The following is an 18,592-nucleotide window of genomic DNA, read 5'->3' as shown; positions in this document are numbered from 1 at the left end:
TCGAACCGCGCACGGCCCTTTATCAGCCTGTATGATATTTGGACGAGTCCGGCCGGTCAACGAGCCGCCCGTCCGGATCGGCGAGCAGCCGCCGGTGCAGCGCCACCAGTTCGTGCCGGCTGCCGACGCCCAGTTTGCCATAAGCGCGCCGGCGATAGGTGATGATCGTGGCGAGCGAGAGCTGCCTGGCCTGGGCGATCCGCTCCTGCGTCTCGCCCAGGATCATCGCGGCGGCGACCTCGGCCTCGCGCGTGCTCAGCCCGCATTCGAGCGCGAGCAGGGTCTCGACCAGGGCCCCCTCGTTGAGCAAATGCCCCGCCGAGGCGTCGGCGCGGAGATGCTGTTTGAGCGTCGCGATCAGCAGCCCGGCATAGCGTTCCAGCCGCGTGACGTCGCTGGTCGAAAAGGGTGCGCTGGCCACGGTGCGATAGCCATTGGCGATGAAGCCGGGCTGTCCGGGCCAGAGGATCGACAGGCGCTCGATCACGCCCGCGCGGTCGTAACAGGCGGCTCGATAGTCCGGGTCGGCGATCTCGGCGGCGCGGCGGCGCACGATCACCGGCACCCGGCCCCGGCTGCGCGCCAGCCGCGTCAATTGCGCATCGGAGCGCCAATAGCCGCGCGCATAGTCACGCGAGGCCTTGAGCGGGAAATCCGGCAGCGGCGAACGCTCGCCCTCGGCAAAGATCAGTCGCACGCCTTCGCGATCGCGCCGGAATACCGAGCAGAGCTCGACCCCGGCCAGCACGCGCATCGCCGCAAGGAAACGCGCCGGGAAGGCGCCGCTGCCGATCGCCGCGACCAGATCGGCCAGCGCGTCCGCCGTCGCGCGCTCGTCCGGCTCGCCCCGCCCGCGCCACCGGGCGCCGGCTTCCGGACCGCTGGGGTGAGCGAGCGTCGCCATCATGCCTCGAGCAGCGCCTTGCGCCGGCTCCAGTCGATCACGGCGTCGATGCAGCGCGCGAGCAAATCGGGCTGGCCGAGATAATAGTGCGTGGCACCTTCGAGCCGGAGATATTCCTTGTCGGGCGTCGCCAGCGCCGCGAAGATCGCCGGGTTGTGCGTCGACGGCACTGCTTCGTCGGCGGTGTTCTCGATCAGCAGCACCGGCGTCTTATGGATCTTCGCGGCATTGAGCGGACCCTTGGCGTTCGACTTGTCATAGCTCCACTGGCTCAGCCAGGAGCGAAGCGTGGTGTAGCGCGCCAGCCCGACCGGGCCGACATTCACCGCGAGCGGATCGCCCATATAGGTCCAGTTGGGCCGCCGGTCCGACGGATCGACCGTCGGATCGAGCCAGCGCACGTCACACATCGTGCGGTGCACGACGAAAGCGCGTTCCTGCTCGGCGGTGCCCAAGGCCTTCAGGCGGGCCAACTGGCTTTCGGCCCAGCTGGTGATCCGCCGGTTGCGCGCGCGCTGCGCCTCGCGGAAGCGCGCGACGAACTCGGGCGTATAAGGCGGCTGATGGGGGCAATCCGGCGAGTAGATGTCGAATTCGGGATCGCGGTGGTCGGGATCGAGCTCGTCGGTTACCGACGGGTCGAGCCATTCAGTCAGGGTTTCCGCGCGCGAGAGATGCGCGGCGATGAAGATCACGCCGTCGGCCGGCTGGAGGCCGGCGGAGATCAGGTCGACCGGATCGCCCGCCGGCGTGTGCGTGATGCTCGGGCTTTCGGCCTGCGCCTGGTAGAACAGCGACAGCGACCCGCCGCCCGACCAGCCGAGCAGCACGACCTTGTCATAGCCGAGCGCGGTGCGCGCATGCGCGATCCATTTGCCGAGATCGATCGCCACCTTTTCCTGGATCAGCGCGCTGTCGTTGCGCGGATAGCGGCTGGCCGCGCACAGCACGTCGAGCCCGGCATCGGCCAGCGCGATCGGCATCGGCAGGAGGTGCAGCACCGAAGTGGGGTGCATGAAGACATAGACGGTGCGCGATGTGGAGTCGGGACTGCGCATCAGCTGCCCCTCGAGGTTCACATGCCCCGAATTCCCGGCAAAGCCATAGGTTTCGTTGAATTTCGGATTGTCCGGGAAGGACAGGATCAGCGGGGTGCGCGTCCACGCGGCTCGACTTCCGCTCAAGGGCACCACCGCGCTCACGCCGTCGTCACCGGGCTGTCGGCGAGCGGCACGCGCGTCGCGTCGTAGCGAAACAGCCATTCATAGCGGTCGACCACCTTGTCGGCGGCCCATTGCTCGTCGACATAGATTTGCGCGCCTGCCGGGTCGGCGAGCGTCGGATTGTGGAAGCGCTCGGTATTGGCATAGGCGCCCTGCACCGCGCGCGTGGTGCGCGGGATGCGTGCCTGCTGGTACCGGTCGAGCGCTTCGTCGATAGTGTCGAATTCCTCGAACGCGCGCGCCAGGATGCAGGCGTCCTCCAGCGCCATCACCGCGCCCTGCGCCAGGAACGGCAGCGAGGGGTGGCAGGCGTCGCCCAGCAGCGCGATGCGGCCCTTGACCCATTGCTGCATCGGTGGCCGCGCGATCAGCGCCCATTTGAAGGGCTGGGGGATCGCCGCGATATAGGCGTGCACATCGGCATGCCAGCCGGGATAATCGTCATGATATTCCTGGTTGGTACCGGGCGTCGACCAGGATTCGATCGTCCAGTCCTGCCGCTCGATCACGCTGGTGAAGTTGATCAGCTCGCCGCGCCGGATGGGGTAGTGGATGACATGGCCGCCCGGCCCGACCCAGTTGGTGCCGATCGGCCGGGTCAGCCGCTCGGGCAGCAATTCGGCGGGGATGACGCCGCGCCAGGCGACGATGCCGGTGAACTTGGCCGGACCCGATCCGAACAACAACTCGCGCATCTTCGAATGCACGCCGTCCGCGCCGATGACCACGTCGAAACTGGCTGAAGGCTTGCCGTCAAAGGCGATCGTCACCCGGCCGTCATTGCGGTCGACGCTGGTGAAGCGATGGTCGAGATGGATCGATCCCGGCGCTGCCTGCTCCACCGCCTTGACCAGGATCTGGTGCAGGTCGTTGCGATGGATGGTGATGTAGGGGAAGCCGTAACGCGCCTGCGATTCGACGCCCAGGTCGAAGAGCTTCCAGGTGTCGCCCGTGTTCCAGAGGCGGATTTCCTTGCCCTCGGGCTCGAAGCAGACCTGGCGAATCTCGCGTTCGAGCCCAAGCTCGAACAGCACGCGCACGCCGTTGGGACTGATCTGCAGGCCGGCCCCCACTTCCTGCAACTGGCTGGCCTGTTCGTAGATCGAAACCTCGTGGCCCTTGCGCAGCAGTGCGAGCGCCGCGGTCAATCCGCCAATGCCGCCGCCAACGATTCCGATCCCCGTGCTCTTAGTCAAAACGGATACCCCTTAGTTTTTATGCGCACTCGATATTTCTGACGAATGGCATTCGTCAATAACAGATGTGGCGAAAACCGGCCCTTTCTGTCGTCGTGCTGCTCATGGTGATGGGAAAACGGTCGTGTCGCGTTCAGAGCGCGATCGCGATCGCCTTGGTTTCGGTATAGGCGTCGATGCCCTCGCGCCCATTCTCGCGCCCCCAGCCCGATTGCTTGAAGCCCCCGAATGGTAGCGCCGGATCCAGCCCGCCGCCGTTAACGCGCACCGTGCCCGCCTTGAGCTTGCGCGCGAGCCGGTGCGCGGCGGACAGGTTGTTGGTCCAGATCACCGCGCCCAGGCCATAGTCGGTCGCATTGGCGTCGGCGGCGATTCGGTCGAGATCCTCGTCGCCGAACGACATGGCGCAGAGCACGGGCCCGAAAATCTCCTCATGGCGCACCGCCATGGCCGGTTCGGTGCCGGTAAGGATGGTTGGCGAGACGAAATAGCCGTCGCCGCCGATCTCGCGTCCTCCCGCGCGCAGGGTTGCGCCGGCATCGACGCCCTGGCGCACATAACCGCGCACACGGTCGCGCTGCGCCTGGGAGATGACGGGCCCCATCTGCGTGTCGGTGTCGAGTCCCGACCCGATCTTCATCGAGTCGGCGATCCGTGCCACGCCCTCGACCACTTCGTCGAAATGCCGCTCATGGATGAACAGTCGGGAGCCCGCGTTGCAGACCTGGCCCGCATTGGTGAAGATCGACCGTGCCGCGCCCTCCACCGCGCGGGCGGCATCGGCGTCGGGCAGCACGATCACTGGTGTCTTCCCGCCCAGTTCCAGTGTCACGCGCTTGAAGTTGCCGCCCGCGGCGCGAAGGATCAGCCTGCCGACTTCCGTCGATCCAGTGAAGGTCACCTTGTCCACCCCCGGATGCGCGGTCAGCGCCGCGCCGGCGGTCTCGCCGAAGCCGGTGAGCAGGTTGAACACACCGTCCGGGAAGCCGATCTCGGCGACCACATGCGCCAGACGCAGTGCGGTCAGCGGCGTCTCTTCCGCCGGCTTGAGGATTACCGCGCAGCCCGCCGCGAGCGCCGGTGCGATCTTCGATGCGGCCATGGCCAGCGGCGCGTTCCACGGCACGATCTGCGCCACCACGCCGACCGGCTCGCGCACGGTATAGGCATGCCAGGTACCGGGACCGGAGAGCGAGATCGACTCGCCGTCGAGCTTGGTCGCCCAGCCGGCATTGTAGCGCAGCACCTCGATCGCGTGCGGAATGTGGAAGAAGCGCGCGTCACGCACCGGCATGCCGTTGTCGAGCGTCTCGAGCGCGGCGAACTCGTCGATATTCGCCTCCAGCGCGTCGGCGAGGCGATTGATCAGCCGCGCGCGGACCGCTGGCTTCATCTCGGTCCATTCGGGATTTTCCATCGCGCGCCGCGCGGCGGCGACCGCCGCATCGGCGTCCGCCTCGCGCGCCTCGGCGATATCGGCAAGGCGCGCGCCGGTCGCCGGGTCGTGCGTCTCGAAACGCCCGCCGTCGAGCGGTTCGACCCACTGCCCGCCAATGAACAGCTGATGCCGGCTCGCGGCAAAGGCCCGTGCCTTGTCCAGCGCAGGCACAAGCGGTCGATCCAGTATTGCGGCACCCGTCATCGTAGAAACCTCTCCCAGAGCCACCCGGATTCGTGGTCCGAGCCGGCGTCGCGACATGCATCATAACCAACGGCATTATATCTTGTCGAACGCTATTTGTCATGTCACAACGCTGTTCAACAAATTGCCGGGGGCATGGATGCCGGAAATCGGATTGGAATCGGTGGCAGTTGCGGCGAAACAGCGACGCTGAGATGCAACAGGAATTCGACTATATCATCGTTGGCGCCGGCTCGGCCGGTTGCGTGCTCGCCAACAGGCTGAGCGAAGACGGCCGGGTGTCGGTGCTGCTGATCGAAGCGGGCGGCAAGGACGACAGCTGGCTGTTCCGCATGCCGCTCGGCTTCATGATGACCGCGGCCAACCCGACCTATGACTGGGGCTATGCGAGCGAGCCCGACCCCAAGCTGGCGGGCCGCTCGCTGCCAGTCCCGCGTGGCCGGGTCCATGGCGGGTCGTCCTCGGTGAACGGCATGATCTACATGCGTGGCCACTCGAGCGATTATGACGGCTGGCGCCAGATGGGCGCCGCTGGCTGGAGCTATGCCGATGTGCTCCCCTATTTCCGGCGGATGGAATCGAGCTGGCGCGGGGCCGGGCGTTATCATGGCGATAACGGGCCGCTCGCGGTTACGCCGGTCGATGGCAGGCATTTGCTCGGCGACCCGATCCGCCGGTCAGTGGTGGCTGCCGGGCATGAGGAAAGCGACGATCTCAGCGGCGCGCGGCAGGAAGGGTTTTCGGCATGCGAAGTGACGGTCGACCGCCGCGGCCGCCGTGCCAGCACGGCCGCCGCCTATTTGCGCCCTGCGCTCGCGCGGTCCAATCTGACGATATTGTCGGGCGCGCTGGTGACCCGGGTACTGATCGAGCATGGCCGTGCGGTCGGCGTCGAATATCGGCAGGGAACGGCGCCGGCGCCGGCGCAGGTGCGCGCGCGCAAGGAAGTGGTGCTGAGCGGCGGGGCCTATAATTCGCCCCAGCTGCTGATGCTCTCCGGCATCGGGCCGGCCGCGCAGCTGGCGCGGCACGGCATCCCCGTGCTGGTCGACGCGCCGGGTGTCGGCCGCGACCTTTCCGAACATCCCCTGGTCTATATGACCTTCGCCGCACGCGAGCCGAGAAGCTTCCTGAACGCGCTGCGCTTCGATCGTGCCGCGCTGTCGGTGCTGCGCTGGGCGATGACCGGCAAGGGCGCCTTTGCCAGCCAGATCACCAGCGGCGTGCTGATGCTGCGCACCCGGCCCGAGCTCGAACGGCCCGACATCCAGCTCGTCTTCCTGCCCGTCAGGCTCGATGCGAAGCTGTGGTATCCGTTCGGCAAGCGGCAGTCGCACGTGCTCTCGGTGATGGTGATGCAGCTCCATCCCGAGAGCCGCGGCACGGTCGAACTGCGCTCGGCCGATCCGCTCGACAAGCCGCGCATCGACCTCAACCTGCTCTCGACGCCGACCGATTTCGCCGACATCCGCGGCGGCATCGCCGCGGTGCGTCGCATCTTCGCGCAACCGCCGCTCAGCGATATGGTCGAGGCCGAGATCGCGCCGGGGAGTCAGGCGGACCTCGACGATTTCATCCGCAACAATCTGAAGATCACCCAGCATCCGACGGGCACCTGCCGCATGGGCGAGGATCCGGCGGCGGTGGTCGACAGCCATCTCCGGGTGAAGGGCGTATCGGGCCTGCGCGTGGTCGACGCTTCCGTAATGCCGAGCGTGCCCGGCGCCAATATCAACGCGGCCGTGATCATGGTCGCCGAGCGCGCGTCCGATCTGATCCGCGGCATCGCGCCGCTGTCGCCCGAGGCCTGAGCCTCGGAGACTCAGCCCTGACGCCTGGTGACGACGTCGAGCAGAAGGCGGGAGGCGGTCACCGAAGCGGGCCAGGACGCGTAGAAAGCGAGGTGGAGCAGCGCCTCGCCCAGTTCCTCCTGCGTGACCCCATTGTCGAGCGCCAGGCCCAGATGTGCCTCGAGCTGCTGGTGCCGATTGGCGGTCATCAGCGCCGCCACCGTGAGCAAGGACCGGTCGCGCTTCGACAGGCCCTCGCGCTCCCAGACCTCGCCGTACAGGATTCGGTCTGTCATCTCGACGAACGCCGGCACGACGCTGGCGAGTTCGCTGCCCTTGGCGGCGCTGGGTCGCTCCACCGCGTCTATTCCTTGTCGCGCGAATAATTGCCCATGCCGGGCTTGAACGTCTTTTCGTCGAGGAACTGAGTCAGCCCCTTTTCGCGCCCGCGCTCGGGGTCGACGAAATGAGTCTGGTCGCCCTTGGCGGTGAGATATTCGGCTGCCTGCTCCCAGTTCATCTCGCGGGCATATTTATAGGCCATGCGCGCCTGGCGCAGCACCGTCGGGTTCTTGCCCAGCAGGTTGCGGGCGAGCTCGCGGGTGCGCTCCTTCAGTTCGGCCCCGGGCACCGCCTGGTTGACCAGGCCGAGCTCGGCGGCACGACGCCCGTCGAACTTCTCGCCGGTCATGACGTAATATAGCGCCTCGCGGTCGCCCATCAGGGTCGAGATCGCCTTGGAGACGACGCCGCCGGGGATGATACCCCAGTTGATCTCCGACAGGCCGAACACCGCGTCCTCGTCGGTGATGGCGAGATCGCAGCAGATCAGCGGCGTGAAGGCGCCGCCGAAGCACCAGCCATTGACCATCGCGATGGTCGGCTTGGCGTAATACATCAGGGTGCGCCACTGCCAGGCGCGCGTCTCGCGATAGGCGCGGTGGCGTTCGACGTCCGACACCTTGTCGGTGGCGCGGAAGAAATCCTTCAGGTCCATGCCGGCCGAAAAGGCCTCGCCGCTGCCAGTGAGCACGATCACGCCACAGCGATCATCGATCTCCAGCGCGTCGAACACGGCGTTCATCTCGCGCGCCAGGCCGACGCTCATCGCGTTGCGCTTGTCGGGCCGGTTGAGATGGACCCAGGCGATTCCGTCCTCGAATTCGACCAGCACGTCCTTGCCGCCCGGGATCGGCCTCGTGTCGCTATCCTGCATCGTCATGTCCATTTTGTTCCTCAGCCTTCATGCACCGGTGACGATCAGCGCGTCGAGCGCGATCGCGCCCTCGCCTTCCGCCATCACCATCAGCGGATTAATGTCGATTTCCTCGATCTTCAGCCCGGCGCGCATCGCCGCGCCGACCTTGACCACCACATCGGCGACGGCATCGACGTCGCGCGCCGGCCGGCCGCGAAAGGCGCCGAGCATTCTGGCGCCGCGCAGGCCGCGGATGCGCTCGACCGCCCGCGCGTGCGAGATGTCGGCGGGCAGCAGCTCGGCGGCATCGAGCGCTTCGATCAGCACGCCGCCCAGCCCGACCATCACGGACGGTCCCCATTGGGGGTGATTGCGCGCGCCGACGACCAGTTCGAGCCCCGGCGCGGACATCTGTTCGACCAGCACGCCATCCAGCACGACGGTGCCGAGATTGCCCATCAGCCGATCCCAGCCGGCGCGCAGTTGCGCCTCATCGGCCAGGCCCAGGATCACCCCGCCGGCATCGCTCTTGTGGCTGAGCGCCACGGCCTGCGCCTTGAGCACGACCGGAAAGCCGATCCGCGCTGCGATACCGATCGCGTCTTCCAGCGTGGGGGCAAGCCCGCCCTCGGGCGTCCGCACGCCGATCTGCCGGAGGAATTCCTTGCCGGCATATTCGGGCTTCACGCCAGCCTCCGCCCAGCCCGACAGGCCGGTCGCGACGGGCGTCCGGTCGCCGACCTCGGCCAGCGCCGCAGCGTAGCGACCCACCGCCGCCAAGGCGCGCATCGCGCGCTCGGGCGACCGGAACAACGGCGTCTCGCTGTCGCGCATCGCCGCGACGAAGTCGGGGTCGAGCGGTGAATCGTCGCCGGTGATCGCGACGGCGAGCGGCTTGGTCGCGGCCAGTGCCTCGGGAATGATCGCCTCGGCCTTGGCGCGTTGCTGCGACGGGCCGCCGCCCGCCATCGGCAACAGCACCCCGCCGACCGCCGGATCGGCGAGCATCGCCGCGGTCGACAGGCCGAAAATGTCCGCCTTGGCGAAGCCGGTGGTACCGACATCGAGCGGATTGTCGATCTCCATGCCCGCCGGCAGCAGCGCGGCGAGCCGTTCGCGCGTGACGTCGGCGATATCGGCGATCGGCAGTCCGATCGCCTCGGCAAAGTCGAAGGCCATGCCGCGGATCGCGCCCGAATTGGTCACCACGCCCAGCGCACCCGGCGGCGGGGCGGGGAAGCGGTGGAGGATCGCGACGGCGTCGAACAGCTCGTCCATCGTGGCGACGGTGACCACGGCCTCGTTCTCGACCGAGGTCTGCATCAGCGCATAGTCGCCGACCATCGATCCGGTATGCGATTGCGCCGCTTCCTGCCCGCGCTTGCTGCGCCCCGGATGCATCATCACGACCGGGATGCCGGCATCGCGCGCCTTGCGCACGGCGGAAAGGAATGCGGCGGGATCGCGGATCTGCTCGACATAGAGCGCGATCGCGCTGGCCTGCCGCTCGGCGACGATGAGGTCGATCAGGTCGCTGGCGCGGACGACGGCCTCATTGCCCGTCGCCACCTGCAGCGCGACCGCAATGCCCCGGCCCTGCATGGCGGCGCGAATGCCCGACGCGGTGGCGCCGCTCTGCGCGATGACGGCCACGCTGCGGCGCTTGCCCATCGGTTGGGGATGGACCGGCTCGAAGGTCAGCGCCGCGCCGCCGGCATAATTCGCATAGCCCATGCAATTGGGCCCGAGCAGCGCCATGCCTGCGGCGTGGCAGATCGCGGCGATCTCGTCCTGTTCGCGCCGCCCGTCCTCGCTGCCCTCGGCGAAACCGGACGCGAAGACGATCACGCCGCCGACACCGCGCCGCGCGGCTGCTTCCACCGCCGGGAGGATCGCGGCGCGCGGCACGTTCAGCACGAGCGCGTCGAGGCCGTCGGGCAGGTCGTCGACCGACCGCACACAGGGGCGTCCGTCGATCTCGTCGCGGGTCGGGCTGATCAGGTGGATCTCGCCGGCAAAACCGAAGCGATCACAATTGGCCAGGATCACACCGCCCATCGTCGCCGGATCGGGCGAAGCGCCCGCGATGGCGATCGAGCGGGGGCGCAGCAGCCGCGCCAGTCCCGCCGCGCCGTCGCGGGTCGGATCGACCGGCCGGTCGGCTACCGACACGCTGCCATCATCGAATGGATCCCTTTGCGGCAAACCTGTCCTCCCCGGCGCGGCCGAGAATTCGGCTCGCGGCCAATTTGGCGCTCGGCGGCGTCAGGTCCAATGCCAATTTTAGCGGCTTACGATAGGATCACGATATGAGTCTCATCCAGGTAATCCGATACTTCCACGGTATTGGGCGTCCCCCGATAAGGAATTAGACGGCGGGCGTCCGGCCGCTGTAGATATAAGCCATGGTGCGAACGACTTGCCGGCAACACGGGGAGCGAATCGCGTGAGGAGAGCCGATGTACGGGCGTGACGATCTGAGGACCAGCCTCGTTCCTTTGGCAAAGGCGCCGGCACCGACCAGCTTCAAACAGGCAAGTTATGCCCGTTTCTACGCAGAGCCGCCCCGGGAACGATCCGACCTGGCCGAGACCTGGTATGCGCGCGGGCAGACGATGATCGTCGCCTATAGCGAGGCGAAGGCAGGCGCGACCTTCAGCCGGACCGACCAGCCCGACGAATATGCCATCGTCCTGCCCGACGACGATGCCGAGATCGAGATCAGCATCGACGAAGGCACTGAAGTGGCGAGGGGCCGCAGCGTCGTGTTCGTGCCGGCCGGGGCCAGCGCGGTCACCGTGCTGAAGGGCGGCCGGGTGCTCCGGCTGTTCACCACCCGGTCCGCCGACCTGGTCGATCTGTGCTCCAACGCGGGCGATTATGCCGTGGCCGATCCCAACGTGCCGCCGCTCCAGGCCTGGCCCGAGCCGGTCGGCGGGCGCAAGGTCCGGGTCTATCCGGGCGATGTCGCGCCGGAACAGGGGCGGTTCGGGCGGATTTATCGCGGCCAGAATATCATGGTGAATTTCGGCGACGGGCGCGTGGGGCCGCGCGCGGCGGACAATCTCTCGCCGCATCATCATGACGATTTCGAGCAATATTCGATCGCGCTCGACGGCGACTATATCCACCATCTGCGCTGGCCCTGGATCAGCGATTCGACCAAGTGGCTGGAGGACGATCACGAGCGCTGCGCCGCCCCGTCGGTCGCGGTGATCCCGCCTCCTTCCACCCATACCTCGCAGGGCATCGCGCCGGGGCTGAACCGGCTGCTCGACGCCTTTTGCCCCCCGCGCATGGATTTTTCGGCCAAACCCGGCTGGGTGCTCAACGCGGCCGATTATCCGATGCCCGAGCACGGAGACCTCCAGTCCAAGGAAGACGCACAATGAGCGACCGGATCTCCGAGCTGTTGAAGGGCGCGATCGACCTTCATTGCCATAGCGGGCCTTCGGTGATGCCGCGCCGGCTGAACCATGTCGAGGCGATCAAGGAGGGAGAGGCAGCCGGGCTGCGCGCGATCCTGTTCAAGGACCATTATTATTCGGTCACGCCGGTCGCCGCTTTGCTCGACGAGATCATGCCGGGCAAGGTCAAGCTGCTCACCGGCGTGCCGTGCAACAACACGACCGGCGGCCTCAACCCCTATGCGGTGGAGCATGGCTTCAAGCTGGGTGCGCGGCTGGTATGGATGCCGACCTTCTCGGCCGCGAACCATATCCGCCATTCGCATCGCCGGCAGTTCCTGCCGACCAAGGAGAAGATGCTCGACCCGACCATGCTCACCGTGGTCGACGAGCGCGGCAAGCTGAAGGACGAAGTGAAGCTGATCCTCGACCAGATCGCCGACTATGACGCTGTGCTGTCGGCCGGGCACCTCCATATCAGCGAGATCTGGCCGTTGTTCGCCGAGGCCAAGGCGCGCGGCGTCACCCGCCTGCTGGTCAACCATCCGACCTTCCTGATCGACTGCAGTACCACGGACATGGCCGAACTGGCGAAGATGGGGGCCTATCTCGAACATAGCTGCTGCATGTGGGCGGGCGTCCAGGGCAGGAACTACACCAAGGACAGCCTCAAGATGTGCATCGAGGCGGGGGGCGTGCCCAATACGATCATCGGATCGGACCTCGGCCAAGTGGGCAATCCCACCCCGGTCGAGGGGCTGCGCTACGTGATCCAGATGCTGATCGACCTGGACTATGACGACGCCGCCATCCGCCTGCTGATCGGCGGCAATGCGGCGAAGCTGGTCGGGCTCGAGGATATCGAGACCGCCGACGTCGCGCCCTCGCACGAGACGGTGTCGGCCTGATGGCGCGGGACTATCATTTGCTGATCGACGGCGCGCTGGTCCCCGGCGCGTCCAGCTTCGACGTCATCAATCCCGCCACGGCGGCGCCCTTCGCGCAATGCCCCAAGGCGGATGCGACCCTGATGGAAAGCGCCGTGGCGGCGGCCAAACGGGCCTTTCCCGCCTGGGCGGCGACGCCGATCGGGGAACGCGCCGCGCTGGTCGAGGCGCTCGCCGGCGCGCTCGAGGCGCGCGTCACCGAATTCGCCGCCCTGCTCACCGCGGAACAGGGCAAGCCGCTCGACCAGGCGACCAAGGAAATCCTCGGCGGCGTATTCGTGCTGCGCGCCTTTGCCGGCATGCGGATCGAGCCGCGCGTGCTGCGCGATCAGGGCGGCAATCTCATCACCGAGCATCGCACCCCGCTGGGCGTGGTCGCCGCGATCACGCCGTGGAACTTCCCGCTGATGCTGCTGGTCAACAAGGTCGGGCCGGCGCTCGTCGCGGGCAACACCATGATATGCAAACCGGCGCCGACCACGCCGCTCACTACCTGCCTGTTCGGCGAACTCTGCCAGTCGATCCTGCCGCCCGGCGTGGTCAATATCCTCTGCGACGAGAACGAGCTCGGCCCGGCGCTGACGGCGCATCCCGATATCGCCAAGATCGCCTTCACCGGGTCGACCGCCACGGGCAAGAAAGTGCTGGCGACGGCCTCGGGCACGCTCAAGCGGGTCACGCTGGAACTGGGCGGCAATGACGCGGCGATCGTGCTCGACGATGTCGACGCGATTCAGATCGCCGGCAAGGTCTTCGAAGGCGCGATGCGCAATGCCGGGCAGATTTGCGTGGCGATCAAGCGTGCCTATGTGCCCGAGCCGCTCTACGACGAATTTTGCGGCGAACTTGCACGGCTGGCGGACGAGATGGTGATCGACGACGGCGCCAATCAGGGCGCGCAGATCGGGCCGGTACAGAACCGACTCCAGTACGAGAAGGTCTCGGCACTGATCGAGGACAGCCGCACGCGCGGCACAGTGATCGCCGGCGGCGAGCCGCTCGATCGGCCGGGCTATTTCATCCGGCCGACGATCGTGCGCGACATCGACGACGATGCGCCGCTGGTCCGTGACGAGCAGTTCGGGCCGGTGCTGCCGGTGCTCAAATATGGCGATCTGGACTCGCTGATCGAGCGGGTGAACGGAACCGATTACGGGCTCGGTGGCACGGTGTGGGGCACCGACCTTGCCCGCGCGACCCAAGTGGCGCAGCGCGTCACGTCGGGCACGGTATGGATCAACCAGCTGATGGCGATCGATCCGCGCATTCCGTTTCGCGGGCTGAAACAGTCCGGCATGGGCACCGAGATGGGGCAGGAAGGTTTGGAGGAATATACCCAGGCGCAGGTCATCAACGCGGTGCCGCTCGCCGCGGCTTGACCCTCCTGCCGGCATGTCCGGGTGCGATGCCACGGCGGCGGAATAGCTCCGTGAAAGGGCCGTTTGAATCGACCCGAACGGTTGTCAGAATGTCATGAGGGTCACTGACATTTTGGCCGAACATTGTACAAGTTCCTGTACAGTGTTCGGCGCCGTACCCTGGTCTTCGCCGGCGAACGGGTCAGAAAAAATAGAAGCGTAGCGCGGCGTCGGACATCAGCCGCCGGTCGCGTGCGTCGGGGACGATGCGGTAGAAGGTGGCGAGCGTGTCCGCGAACGACACACGGTCCTCCGCGCCGACGAAGGGCGCGTCGCTGCCCCAGAACAGGAGCTCGGGTCCAGCCTCCGCCAATAGCCGCCGCGCATAACCTTCCAGCCGGTCGGCGGGCAGGCGGAAGCCGGCCGATATCTTCACCCGGGTGCGGCCGATCGCGACCGAGCGCAGCAGCGCGGTAAAGCCCGGGCCTTCCATCTCGCCTTCGCCGCGGAGCAGACCGAAATGATCGACCACGACCGGCACCGGATGGTCGGCCAGCGCGGGCAGCATCTGCGACAGCTGTTCGCCCCCGAGATTGAGCTCGAGGTGCATCCCCGCATCCGCCAAACGGGTGACGAAGCGGCGGAAACCATATCCCTTCACATCGGGCAGTGGCGCGCTCAGCGGAATCTGGAACCGTACCCCGCACACCCCTTGCGCCTTCAGCGCCGACAGTTCGGCCGCGCCGGTGCCGGGATCGAGCATCACGGTCGCGCGCAGCCTTTTGTGCCGGGCCAGCGCGGCGAGGCTATAGTCGTTATAGTCGCCGAACAGGCTCGCCGCCGTGATCACCCCGAACGAGATGCCGTGCGCATCGAGATCGGCGAGATAGGCGTCGACCGGATAATCATAATCGGGCCGGGTCCAGGCCGTGTCGGTGAACGGCATCGCCCGGGTGAAGACATGGGCGTGCGCGTCGATGACGGGCGGTTCGGGCGCCGGCTGTCCGGGGGACGCGCTCACCGCGCGGGGCGGCCGGCGAACAACCGGCGGCCATTGGTCTCCAGCATCTTCTCGCGTTCGGCGTCGGTCAGCAGCCAGGTCGCCGCGAGGGCCTGCTCGACCATCTCGAGATAGGTCGTCTTGGTATTGCCGAAGTCCGACCCCCACATCACCCGGTCAGCGCCATAGGTATCGACCAGCAGGCGAACGAACTCGGCCGAATCGATCCCGGTTTCGGCGAAGCGGTTGACGTTGATCTGCGTGAATTTGAAATGGACGTTCGGCACGTCGACCAGTTCGAGATGCTCGGGCCCGATCGTGCCCTTCACGCCGCCTTCCACCCCGGGCCATCCGCAATGATCGAGCGCGATCACCGTGTCGGGAAAGCGCCGCGCCAGCGCGATGATCCGCCGCAGCGCGGCGTGCGACGGCTTGCCCGGCGCGTACATCACGATCATGCGAAGGCCGAGCGACGCGGCCACTTCCCAGGTCTCGATCGCCGCGGGCGAATCGAGCCACGGGTAATTGCCCGCCTCGTCGGGATAGCCGAACAGCCTGAGGCCGCTGACATTGTGGCGCGTCGCGAGCAGGCGCAGCTGTTCGGGCGTGCCGGGTGCCGCGGCGTTGAGGATCAGCACCGCGGAGACGCGGTCGTGATGCGCATCGGCCACGGCCAGGGTGTAGCTGTTGTCGGTCTTGTAGACGGTGTTGTACTGCACCGCCGCGCCGCCGGTGACGCCGCATTCGTCCCACAGGGCCAGCACGCGCTCGGCCGTCGCCGGATCGCTTTCCAGCCGCTTGAGCATGGCCTCGCTGCCTTCGCGCGCGCCGGTCAGGTCGACCGGATAGCGGGTCGTGTCGCTGGTAAAGAAATGGGCATGGGTATCGAACAGTTTAAAGTGCGGGCTCGGCATCAAGGGCTCCTGGCGAGAAAGTATCGGCGGACCGTGGCCTGCGCGCCATGGCGCGATTGGCGAAATGCATCGCGACAACCGGGATCACCGCGATCGCCGAGAAGACGAAATAGGTGTCCATCCGGGTGAGGCCGGCGCTCAGCAGGAACCCGCCGATGATCGGCCCGACGATCGCGCCGATCCGCCCGAACCCCACCATGAAGCCGACCCCGGCATTCTGGATGCGCGGCGGATACATCACCACCGCGACCAGGAAGAGCCCGGTATAGGCGCCTACCACGAAGAAGGTCGTGATGCCCGCCGTCGCGAGCAGCGGAATCGGGTCGGGCGGCTGGATCCCGAAAATCACCAGGGTGATCGCCGCCATGCCGAAGAAGATCACGGTCAGCCTGCCTTCGCCGACGCGGCGGCCGAACACGCCCATGGCGAGATGCCCCATCGCGCCGCACGCGCCGGTGATGATGCCGCTGGCCGCCGCCAGCGTCGGGGTCAGCCCGGCATTGGCGAGGATCGTCGGTTTCCAGTTGAGCAGGAAATAGCCGACGATCGCATAAGTAAGCGAGGCGACCCAGAACAGAATGGTCTGGGTACGCATCTCGGGCAGCAGCATTGTGCGCACCGCGGCACCGCGATCCCTCGTCTTCGCCGGCTTGGGCGGCATCGCGGTGAGCTCGGCGATCCGCATGCGGCGGTGAATCCGATTGAGCCAGGCCAGGTCGCCCCGGGCCTGGCGGCGGAGCAGGAACTCGCGCGATTCGCCGAGCAGGAACAGGCTGACCAGGAAAGTCACGACGTTGAGCGCGCCGGCGAAGAAGAAGATCGGGCGCCATCCCCCGGTTTCCTGAAGCACCAGGGCGGCAATGCCGCTGCCCAGCATCATGCCCAGGGTGAAGCCGAGATGAACCAGGGCCATCGCGATGTTGCGCGCCTTCTCGCTCGCATTCTCGGCGGCGGTGGTATTGAGGCAGACGACCAGGGTGCCGAGTCCGATCCCGGTGACGAAGCGCAGGAGCAGCAGCTGCCAGATGGTCGCGCTGATGCCGGTGAGCAGCAGCATCGCCGCCAGCGTGCCGAGCGCGCCCAGCATGATCGGACGCCGCCCGATCCGGTCGGCGAAGGGGGCGACGACGAACGCACCGATCACCAGCCCGACGGCGACCGCGCTGAACATGGTGCCCAGTACCGCCGGATCGACATGCCAGTCCTTCGACAGCACCGGCGCGGCGACCGAGAGCGACACCACGTCGAACCCGTCCGCCACGTTGGTGAGACAGCACAGGATCACGATCGCCCATTGATACGGGCTCATCCGGTCGGGGGCTTCCGCCATCCTGTCCTGATCATTGGCAGCCAATGTCGCTCTCCTGTCCCGCGCATTCCGGGCTTTGCGTTCCACCATCCCATGCGCTTATATCTAATGACGTTCGTCAATAACCGATTTTTTGAGTGTCGCCTAGCGGGATCTGCGGCTTGCGCCACCCCGCAGCCCCAGCTCAATAGGCGTCGATTTCCTTCAGCGCCTCGGCGGCGAGCGCCCAGCTTTCGACGCCGCCCGCGACGCCGATATAGAGCGTGGTCTGGAGCAGCACCTCGCGGATTTCCTCTTTGGTCGCGCCGTTGACGACCGCGCATTTGACCAGGCGCTTGAGCGGGGTGTGGCGGTTGAGCGCGGCGCAGATCGCCATGGTGACGAGGCTCCGTTCACGCAGCGTCAGGCCGGGGCGAGTCCAGGTTTCGCCGAAACACGCCGAGGTGACGTAATTTTCCAGCGGCTCGTGGAAATCGTCCGCCGCGTCGAGGCGCTCGATGCTGGCATCGCCAAACAGCTGCCGGCGCAGCTCGCGGCCGGCCTGGAATGCGGGGTCGTCGGTCTTGAGAGTCATGAGCCTGTCCTTGCGTTGAGATGGTGTCGAAATGCCGCGCCCAGCCACTGCATCTCGTCGCGCGCCGGCTGGGAGAAACGAACGGCGCGCAGGAAGCCGTGGCACATGCCCGGGGCGATTCGCTCCTCGACGGCGATGCCGGCGTCGCGCAACCGCGCCGCATAGTCGCCTCCCTCGGCCAGCAGCGCGTCGTGCTCGGCACCGAGCAGGATCGCGGGCGCCAGGCCCGAAAGATCGTCGAGATGCAGCGGCGCGGGCAAGGGTTCCCGGCTGCGCGCGTCGCAGGCGCGATAGGTCGCGATCATCGACTCGATGACCGGGCGCGCCAGGGCGGGGTCGCGTGCCGCCGCATAGGCCGGACGGTCCGGATGGAGATCGTACAGGCCATAGCAGAGCAGCTGGCAGGCCAGGGTCGGGTCGCCGCGATCGCGCGCCAGCACGGCAAGCTGCGTGGCGAGGAAGGCGCCGGCGCTGTCACCCGCGACCGCGATCCGCGTGGCGTCGATCCCGAGGGTGTCGGCCAGGCGGAAAGCCCAGCGCAGCACGGCGTGACATTGCTCGATCGTCTCGCGCGGCGTTGCCTCGGGCAGGCGGGCATAATGGACGCTGATAACCGTCGCGCCCGTCGCGTCGGCCAGCGCGGATGCCAGGCAATCATAGCTTTCGATGCTGCCGGTGGTGAAGCCGCCGCCATGAAAATAGAGAATGGCCGGACTCAGCCCTTCGCCCGTCGGGCGATAAAGCCGGACGGGCGTCTCCATGCCGCGATCGACGACATAGCTGTTCGATACCGTCATGCCCGCAGGGCGGGGCCAGGCGATGCGGTGCGCGTCGCGATCGGCGATCAGGCGCGCCGTTTCGAGCGGCGGCGGCGGGCCGGCCGGCCGGCGTACGGCGGCGAGATACTCGGCCAGTCCTTCGGCAAGCAGGGGGCCGTCGGTCACGATCAGCCCGGGACGCGCATCGCGGGCAATGCGGCCCCGTCGATCTGCGTCACGCTGCGATCCAGGCTGCCCTTCACCTACTCTCCTGTCGTGGCCTGCGCCGGCCTCTGCTATCAACGCTTGGCTTATACCGGTGGCGGTGCCATGCTGAATGGCGTTTGTAAATAGCAACTGAAGGCGGAGGGA

At 67.1% G+C, this 18,592-nt stretch carries 16 protein-coding genes; 4 read left to right on the top strand and 12 right to left on the bottom strand.

Features of this window, described 5'->3' with window-relative positions:
- Positions 1 to 22: 22 nt before the first annotated feature.
- The 4 genes from AC1DX5_RS06095 to AC1DX5_RS06080 all read right to left on the bottom strand — a co-directional run bounded on the left by AC1DX5_RS06095 (position 23) and on the right by AC1DX5_RS06080 (position 4,965).
- A complete protein-coding gene (locus AC1DX5_RS06095) occupies positions 23 to 907 on the bottom strand; it encodes a helix-turn-helix transcriptional regulator (protein ID WP_478014560.1) in 885 nt (294 codons plus the stop codon).
- Positions 904 to 2,088, bottom strand: coding sequence for an alpha/beta hydrolase (locus tag AC1DX5_RS06090; protein ID WP_478014559.1), 1,185 nt, complete (start codon positions 2,086 to 2,088; stop codon positions 904 to 906). The genes AC1DX5_RS06095 and AC1DX5_RS06090 overlap by 4 nt, the downstream gene beginning before the upstream one ends.
- Before the next feature lie 14 nt (positions 2,089 to 2,102).
- Positions 2,103 to 3,323: an FAD-dependent monooxygenase gene (locus AC1DX5_RS06085; protein ID WP_465171016.1), complete on the bottom strand. Its 1,221-nt coding sequence runs from the start codon at positions 3,321 to 3,323 to the stop codon at positions 2,103 to 2,105.
- Between the two features lie 133 nt (positions 3,324 to 3,456).
- Positions 3,457 to 4,965 carry an aldehyde dehydrogenase family protein gene (locus AC1DX5_RS06080; RefSeq protein WP_478014558.1) on the bottom strand — a complete coding sequence of 503 codons (1,509 nt, stop codon included), beginning with the start codon at positions 4,963 to 4,965 and terminating at the stop codon, positions 3,457 to 3,459.
- Positions 4,966 to 5,159: 194 nt separating this feature from the next.
- On the opposite strand from AC1DX5_RS06080, the gene AC1DX5_RS06075 reads away from it, so the two are divergent.
- Positions 5,160 to 6,776, top strand: coding sequence for a GMC family oxidoreductase (locus tag AC1DX5_RS06075; protein WP_478014557.1), 1,617 nt, complete (start codon positions 5,160 to 5,162; stop codon positions 6,774 to 6,776).
- A gap of 11 nt (positions 6,777 to 6,787) precedes the next feature.
- Here the strand turns inward: AC1DX5_RS06075 and AC1DX5_RS06070 are convergent, their stop codons facing one another.
- The 3 genes from AC1DX5_RS06070 to AC1DX5_RS06060 are packed head-to-tail and all read right to left on the bottom strand — an operon-like array spanning position 6,788 to position 10,125.
- Positions 6,788 to 7,114: a carboxymuconolactone decarboxylase family protein gene (locus AC1DX5_RS06070; RefSeq protein ID WP_465175148.1), complete on the bottom strand. Its 327-nt coding sequence runs from the start codon at positions 7,112 to 7,114 to the stop codon at positions 6,788 to 6,790.
- A gap of 5 nt (positions 7,115 to 7,119) precedes the next feature.
- Positions 7,120 to 7,977 (bottom strand): p-hydroxycinnamoyl CoA hydratase/lyase, encoded by an 858-nt coding sequence (locus AC1DX5_RS06065; RefSeq protein WP_478014556.1) that lies wholly within the window; start codon positions 7,975 to 7,977, stop codon positions 7,120 to 7,122.
- A 21-nt stretch (positions 7,978 to 7,998) separates the two neighbouring features.
- Positions 7,999 to 10,125 carry an acetate--CoA ligase family protein gene (locus tag AC1DX5_RS06060; protein WP_478014555.1) on the bottom strand — a complete coding sequence of 709 codons (2,127 nt, stop codon included), beginning with the start codon at positions 10,123 to 10,125 and terminating at the stop codon, positions 7,999 to 8,001.
- A gap of 287 nt (positions 10,126 to 10,412) precedes the next feature.
- On the opposite strand from AC1DX5_RS06060, the gene AC1DX5_RS06055 reads away from it, so the two are divergent.
- Genes AC1DX5_RS06055 through AC1DX5_RS06045 form a run of 3 tightly spaced genes read left to right on the top strand, consistent with a single transcriptional unit; the run spans position 10,413 to position 13,686 of the window.
- The gene (locus AC1DX5_RS06055; RefSeq protein ID WP_478014554.1) at positions 10,413 to 11,345 is read left to right on the top strand and encodes a cupin domain-containing protein; all 933 of its coding nucleotides are present in this window, start codon (positions 10,413 to 10,415) and stop codon (positions 11,343 to 11,345) included.
- Positions 11,342 to 12,268 carry a DUF6282 family protein gene (locus tag AC1DX5_RS06050; RefSeq protein WP_465171009.1) on the top strand — a complete coding sequence of 309 codons (927 nt, stop codon included), beginning with the start codon at positions 11,342 to 11,344 and terminating at the stop codon, positions 12,266 to 12,268. Before AC1DX5_RS06055 ends, AC1DX5_RS06050 begins: the two co-directional genes overlap by 4 nt.
- Positions 12,268 to 13,686: an aldehyde dehydrogenase family protein gene (locus AC1DX5_RS06045; RefSeq protein ID WP_465175144.1), complete on the top strand. Its 1,419-nt coding sequence runs from the start codon at positions 12,268 to 12,270 to the stop codon at positions 13,684 to 13,686. Before AC1DX5_RS06050 ends, AC1DX5_RS06045 begins: the two co-directional genes overlap by 1 nt.
- Before the next feature lie 181 nt (positions 13,687 to 13,867).
- Here AC1DX5_RS06045 and AC1DX5_RS06040 read toward each other — a convergent pair whose 3' ends face one another.
- The 5 genes from AC1DX5_RS06040 to AC1DX5_RS06020 form a co-directional block, all read right to left on the bottom strand.
- Positions 13,868 to 14,686, bottom strand: coding sequence for an amidohydrolase family protein (locus tag AC1DX5_RS06040; RefSeq protein WP_478014553.1), 819 nt, complete (start codon positions 14,684 to 14,686; stop codon positions 13,868 to 13,870).
- Entirely contained in the window at positions 14,683 to 15,579 is an 897-nt protein-coding gene (locus tag AC1DX5_RS06035; RefSeq protein ID WP_465171006.1) for an amidohydrolase family protein, read from the bottom strand. The genes AC1DX5_RS06040 and AC1DX5_RS06035 overlap by 4 nt, the downstream gene beginning before the upstream one ends.
- Positions 15,560 to 16,933: an MFS transporter gene (locus AC1DX5_RS06030; protein ID WP_465171005.1), complete on the bottom strand. Its 1,374-nt coding sequence runs from the start codon at positions 16,931 to 16,933 to the stop codon at positions 15,560 to 15,562. The genes AC1DX5_RS06035 and AC1DX5_RS06030 overlap by 20 nt, the downstream gene beginning before the upstream one ends.
- A gap of 139 nt (positions 16,934 to 17,072) precedes the next feature.
- Entirely contained in the window at positions 17,073 to 17,462 is a 390-nt protein-coding gene (locus AC1DX5_RS06025; protein ID WP_465171004.1) for a carboxymuconolactone decarboxylase family protein, read from the bottom strand.
- The gene (locus AC1DX5_RS06020; protein ID WP_478014552.1) at positions 17,459 to 18,406 is read right to left on the bottom strand and encodes an alpha/beta hydrolase; all 948 of its coding nucleotides are present in this window, start codon (positions 18,404 to 18,406) and stop codon (positions 17,459 to 17,461) included. The genes AC1DX5_RS06025 and AC1DX5_RS06020 overlap by 4 nt, the downstream gene beginning before the upstream one ends.
- Positions 18,407 to 18,592: the final 186 nt, after the last annotated feature.

The organism is Sphingomonas sp. P2_B6, assembly GCF_056404755.1.
This window is presented reverse-complemented; position numbering and strand designations above follow the sequence as displayed.

Coding starts and splice junctions, on each gene's coding strand:
- AC1DX5_RS06095 (WP_478014560.1), bottom strand. CDS start 907: ATGATGGCGACGCTCGCTCACCCCAGCGGTCCGGAAGCCGGCGCCCGG.
- AC1DX5_RS06080 (WP_478014558.1), bottom strand. CDS start 4,965: ATGACGGGTGCCGCAATACTGGATCGACCGCTTGTGCCTGCGCTGGAC.
- AC1DX5_RS06075 (WP_478014557.1), top strand. CDS start 5,160: ATGCAACAGGAATTCGACTATATCATCGTTGGCGCCGGCTCGGCCGGT.
- AC1DX5_RS06065 (WP_478014556.1), bottom strand. CDS start 7,977: ATGACGATGCAGGATAGCGACACGAGGCCGATCCCGGGCGGCAAGGAC.
- AC1DX5_RS06055 (WP_478014554.1), top strand. CDS start 10,413: ATGTACGGGCGTGACGATCTGAGGACCAGCCTCGTTCCTTTGGCAAAG.
- AC1DX5_RS06050 (WP_465171009.1), top strand. CDS start 11,342: ATGAGCGACCGGATCTCCGAGCTGTTGAAGGGCGCGATCGACCTTCAT.
- AC1DX5_RS06045 (WP_465175144.1), top strand. CDS start 12,268: ATGGCGCGGGACTATCATTTGCTGATCGACGGCGCGCTGGTCCCCGGC.
- AC1DX5_RS06035 (WP_465171006.1), bottom strand. CDS start 15,579: ATGCCGAGCCCGCACTTTAAACTGTTCGATACCCATGCCCATTTCTTT.
- AC1DX5_RS06025 (WP_465171004.1), bottom strand. CDS start 17,462: ATGACTCTCAAGACCGACGACCCCGCATTCCAGGCCGGCCGCGAGCTG.